This window comes from Nocardia sp. NPDC058497, from assembly GCF_042720195.1.
Lineage (GTDB): Bacteria > Actinomycetota > Actinomycetes > Mycobacteriales > Mycobacteriaceae > Nocardia.
The window spans coordinates 1-4,794 of record NZ_JBHXMY010000466.1 but is presented as its reverse complement, the minus strand read 5'-3'; the positions used below and the strand labels follow the sequence as shown (position 1 = coordinate 4,794).

Here is a 4,794-nt window from a genome sequence, read left to right as displayed (position 1 = left end):
GTGTATAAGAGACAGATGTCATTGTGGTCCCCGAAAGGATCGCCTCCGCCCAGCCGTGACCCCCGCATCATCGACGTGCTGGTGGTCGGCGGAACCTGGAACCCCGGTGGGGACGGGGTCACCGCCGCCTTCGCCGACGCACTGAACAAGTCGATGTTCCGCCCACGCATGGTCCCGTACCCCGCCGACTACGGCTCGCACGTGAGCTATGCCGACAGCGTCGCGGAAGGCAGGCGCGCGTTGCTCGCCGCGATCGATCGCACACCGAATCAGGTCGTACTGGCGGGATATTCGCAGGGCGCCGCCGTCGCCGGTGATGTCGCCGCGGAAATCGGGCGCGGTGAACATCCGGGCCGCGAGGTGATCGCGTGCGCGCTGATCGCCGATCCACGACGGCCGGCAGGCCACTACCTCGGCGACACCGACCCCGGCGGCTACGGCGTGGTCGGGGAACGCCCGATCGACGGCATCCCCGCCTATTGGGCCGCGGCCCCCGGCGACCCCATCACCGCATTGCCCGCGGGCAACCCCCTGCGGACCATCGCGGATCTGAGCGCCTTCTTCAGCTTCGCCAGCGCGAACGCGGCGGTCCGCTGGGCGCAGCGAATGCTGGACACCGCCACCCGGAATCAGCTGCAGCGCTGGTGGTCACCGGCCAACTGGCGGCACTGGGCCGGCGCAGTCGCCTACGCCCGCGGCTACCTGTTCGACGGCAGACACACCGATGACTACGTCCGCCACGGCCATGCTCGCGCGCTGGCCCAGGCCCTGAACCGCGATGTCGCCGAAGGGCGAATCTGACATCCGCGAACTGTGGAAAGGAACCTCCAAATGCGAATCGGCAAGGTACCAGAGCCCGCGCTGATCCGGTCGATACTCGTCGCGGTTACCGGTGTGGTCGCGTTTCTCATCGGCCGAGAGGTCGACACCGCCTGGGTCGAGACCCTGCTCACGCTGTACGGATTGGCCACGCCGGTGATCGCCGGGGCGGCGATCAGACCCGCGGTCACCCCGGTGTCGGGATCGGCGGGTGAATCGGATGGCGTCGTGGTTGAGCCCTGAGTTCGTCCAGGCGACCGGCGTCGCCGTCGCCACCGTGATCGGCGCGGTAACGGCGTGGCAGGCCAGGGAAGTCGCCAAATTGCGCGAGCGCGTGATCGCCCTCGAGGAACAGGCCGCCGACGACAAACTGCGATTCCGCGACGCGATCCGCCTGATCCGCGCCCTGCAACGACATATCGACGAACTGCTCAGCTTCCTGCGCCTGCACGTTCCCGGCCAGGAACCCCCGGTGGCCCAATACAAGCTCCCGGCCACCCTCCAAGAAGAAATCTGACGCCACCACCGAGGTGCCGTTCCTGAACTGCATGCGGCAAGCCCCCGGAGAACACTCGACACGGTGCGGGATTCGAGCCCGCCGCATGCCGCGCCCCTGATGCGCCCGTCTCCCGTAGGTGGTCTGCGGTCGAAGACGCCGTCGCTGCGTCAGGGGTGCACGTCCCCCCCTCCCCACTACCCCTCATCGGCGAGGGCGGGACACAAACCTCCACCAAGCAAGGAGTAAGTCCATGAGCTGGACAGGAGACCCGGTATGGCTGGCCGATGTGCTGCGCGATGCCGGGCTGGATGTCATCGAACACGAAGGCTGGCGCGACCGAGGCCACGGCGACTTCCGTGACCTGCGCGGTGTGCTGTGCCACCACACCGCCGGTGGCGGCAAGAACGACTGGCGCATCGTCCAGGACGGCCGAGCCGACCTGCCCGGCCCGCTGGCCCAGCTGGTCCTCGAACGCGACGGCACCTACCGCGTGATCGCCGCCGGCGTCTGCTGGCACGCGGGCCGAGGCTCGTGGCCCGGCTGGCCCACCGACAACGCCAACTACCACGTGATCGGTATCGAAGCCGTCTCCCGCGGCGACGGAACCGACTGGACCCCAGCACAACTCGACGCCTACAAGCGCGGCTGCGCGGCCATCCTGGCCCGCAACGGCCGCTCCGCCGAGGACTGCGTGGCCCATCGCGAGTACTCGCACGAAGGAAAGATCGACCCCGCCGGTATCGACATGGACGAATTCCGCCGTGACGTACAGGCATTCATCGACGGAGAGGACGCTCCGATGAGCGCATCTGAAGTTACCCAGATCCAGGACTTCATCACCGCCTACTGCGGCCCGATCGTCACCGATGTCAAGGACATCCGCGAGCAGCTGTGCGGTAGCCAGCAGCGCGACGCGGGCATGTTCGCCGGCTGGGAACAGCTCGACGGCATGACTGTCGTCGACGCCCTGGCCGATGTGCTGGACCGCCTGAAGGCCCTCGAACCTCCCCGCACCTGACACGCCCTGCCCGACACCTCGCACGACGGAAGGAGGTGAATTCCATGCTTCCTGTCCTTCTCGAACTGCTCGAGCTGGCCGTGGTACTCGCCCCGGTGATCCTGCCGCTGCTCGGCCTGTCCTAACTCCACACCCGCAACCACACGAAGCCCGGCCAGTAGGCACGGGCCTTATTTATGCCCAAGCTCGGGAGGCTCCAGCACATGTCCGGCAAGGAAATCATCGGCTCGGTCGACTTCAGCACCAACGAAGCATCGACACCGGAATACGTTCAGACCGAATCCGGACAGCTGGTCACTCCCGAGTTTCTGGCACTCCTCCAGCAGACCCTGTCCGGCAAGCTCGCCGAGCCGGACCACGACGAAGAGCTCGATCCCCAGGTTCGGGCACTGGCAGAAGAACTTTCGGTCATCCACCTCCCCGAGTGGACCAGCCCCGTCGGCCGCAAACTGGCCGAGCCGACCGTCACTTCGATCAAGCAGGCAACCCGGGTAGCCGAATACCTGATCAAGCGCGGCGTGCGCGTGCACCCGGAACTCGAACAGATCAGGTGGGTCCCGACCCCAGCGGGCGCCCCCGGCGCCTTCGACACCGGCGCCCACATCACCCCCGATGCCGAGGGCAACTGGCCGACCCCCGACGCCGAGGAGTTCTACGACTTCGACGAGATCTCGGTGAAGCAGGTCGAGGGGAGTGCGTGGTACGCGACGCATCCCCGCGGGATCGCGTGTGAGGGGAAGACGAAGTCGGAGGCGTACGCGGCGATGGTCGCCGAACTGCGTCGCCGGATCGATGATGCGGAGACGCCGCGGTGAATGACCCGACGGGCGACGGTCGGTGGTTGCAGAGCCTAACTCCGATCGGCGCCGAGATGCCCGACGAGCCTGCGCGCGAGCAGCGGGTATACGACATCACGGGTTTGACCGCGGAATCGGCTGCGCGGGCGTATGACCGCCTTCTGCGTCAGCGAGCGATGCAGACTCCGGCCGCGAGCTTCGTCAACGATCAGGGGCCCTCAGAACCGGAAGTGGCCACACCCTCGATGACTCCCCGCATCGATCCAAAGACCCTTAGCATGTTTCCGGGGCAGGCTCACCTTTTCAATTCTGACGGCACCGCGAAGTCGGAAGCACAGCTCAAGGCCGAGGCAGAAAAGCCAACTCCCCAGTCACCTTCGGCTCCTTCCCAAAATCAGGGAGTCCCGGGTCAGTCGGCCCCGCAGACCGTAGATCCCTCGACCTCCGCCCAGGCTCCGGCGCCGGGTGCTTCACCGCAGCCAGTGCCAGAGCAGGTCGAATCGCAACCCGCCGATAACCAGGGGGTCGACCGCATCGATCCCGAGCTCGTAGCCTCGATACCGGCTCTCGCGACCATGTACAACCCAGACGGAACGTTGAAGTCGAACGAGCAGCTGGGCGCTGAGCAGGCGGCGGTTGATATGGCTGGTCTACCAGCAGTATTGGCTGAGAACCAAAATGGAACCACCCCCTTGCCAGGCGGTGGAAAGGTCGACAAGTCCATCAACGTCGGCAGCGATGGATGGCAGGTCGAGACCATAGTCAACCTTTCTGACGGCACGACGGTACAACTGAATGGTGGCGGCATCGATGTTGAGCAACTGCCAAACGGTCGAAGTGCCACCACGATGTCATATGGCGACGCGAATTCCGACGCGCGTAACGAGCTAGCTCGCATGAGGCAGGCAATGCTTTCTGGCAGTCAGGGGATAGCGCCGGCCGGTACCTCCCCGTGGGCTAGCGGCATTGAACATGCGGGTGATGCTGAACAGGTCATCAGCGCTCTCGACCTACTCGTAACTTCGCCTGCCGCTCCAGTTCGAATCATTAAAGACATCAATGGAAGAATCGTCAGCATCAGTGTCCTGGACCTGGAAAATGGTGAACATGTTGTTCTTCTGAACTCCGGAGTGAACAGCTTCGATCAGGGCAACGGCATAAATTTCGAGTTCTATCGCGATGCAAGTGGGGTCATGAGCACCCCTGGCGGCGAGCGCATAATCGAAATAGATAATCAGTTCATTTTGGTCGACAAAATGGGGAATGTCATTCCGACCCGGAATTCGGACGTCGGTCAGGCTCGTATTTTTGACCCGGCAATGAACCCTACTGGATATACCCATGGAGTCTCGGCAGGCGGTGCAGCAGACTCGCAGTTTGGGTATCCTGCGTTAATAGAATCCGGGCCGGATAGCTTCTCCGCTCGGCTGAGCGTTGAAATGCCGAATGAGCCGGGAACGCTACGCTCGCTTACTGAGATTCCTGTTCCTGCAGGGCTAACGGCCGACAAGGCCTACCGTGTTTCGGGTGGCGGAATAGTCGTTGTCGATAAGAACGGTGCCCATTGGGCCACGGATCCTGGGTCGCCGCCCACGCCCGAAGAAGTCGTGAATGCTGTAACGGAGGAGATATTCTGGCTCGCCGTCGGTGAGGGAATAAGC

The 4,794-nt window shown here is 64.3% G+C and carries 5 protein-coding genes and 1 pseudogene; all 6 read left to right on the top strand.

The window, feature by feature from the left end:
- On the top strand, window positions 1-801 hold an 801-nt coding region (locus tag ACFWPJ_RS25020; RefSeq protein WP_378854825.1), incomplete at its 5' end, for a PE-PPE domain-containing protein.
- Between the two features lie 30 nt (window positions 802-831).
- A complete protein-coding gene (locus tag ACFWPJ_RS25015) occupies window positions 832-1,062 on the top strand; it encodes a hypothetical protein (protein WP_378854824.1) in 231 nt (76 codons plus the stop codon).
- Complete coding sequence (locus ACFWPJ_RS25010; protein ID WP_378854823.1) at window positions 1,040-1,336, top strand: hypothetical protein; 297 nt, start codon at window positions 1,040-1,042, stop codon at window positions 1,334-1,336. The genes ACFWPJ_RS25015 and ACFWPJ_RS25010 overlap by 23 nt, the downstream gene beginning before the upstream one ends.
- Before the next feature lie 232 nt (window positions 1,337-1,568).
- Window positions 1,569-2,336, top strand: a complete 768-nt coding sequence (locus tag ACFWPJ_RS25005) for an N-acetylmuramoyl-L-alanine amidase (RefSeq protein ID WP_378854822.1) — start codon at window positions 1,569-1,571, stop codon at window positions 2,334-2,336.
- Window positions 2,337-2,539: 203 nt separating this feature from the next.
- Window positions 2,540-3,151, top strand: a complete 612-nt coding sequence (locus ACFWPJ_RS25000; RefSeq protein WP_378854821.1) for a hypothetical protein — start codon at window positions 2,540-2,542, stop codon at window positions 3,149-3,151.
- Window positions 3,152-3,207: 56 nt separating this feature from the next.
- Window positions 3,208-4,794 (top strand): annotated as a pseudogene (locus ACFWPJ_RS24995) (hypothetical protein); the annotation flags it as partial.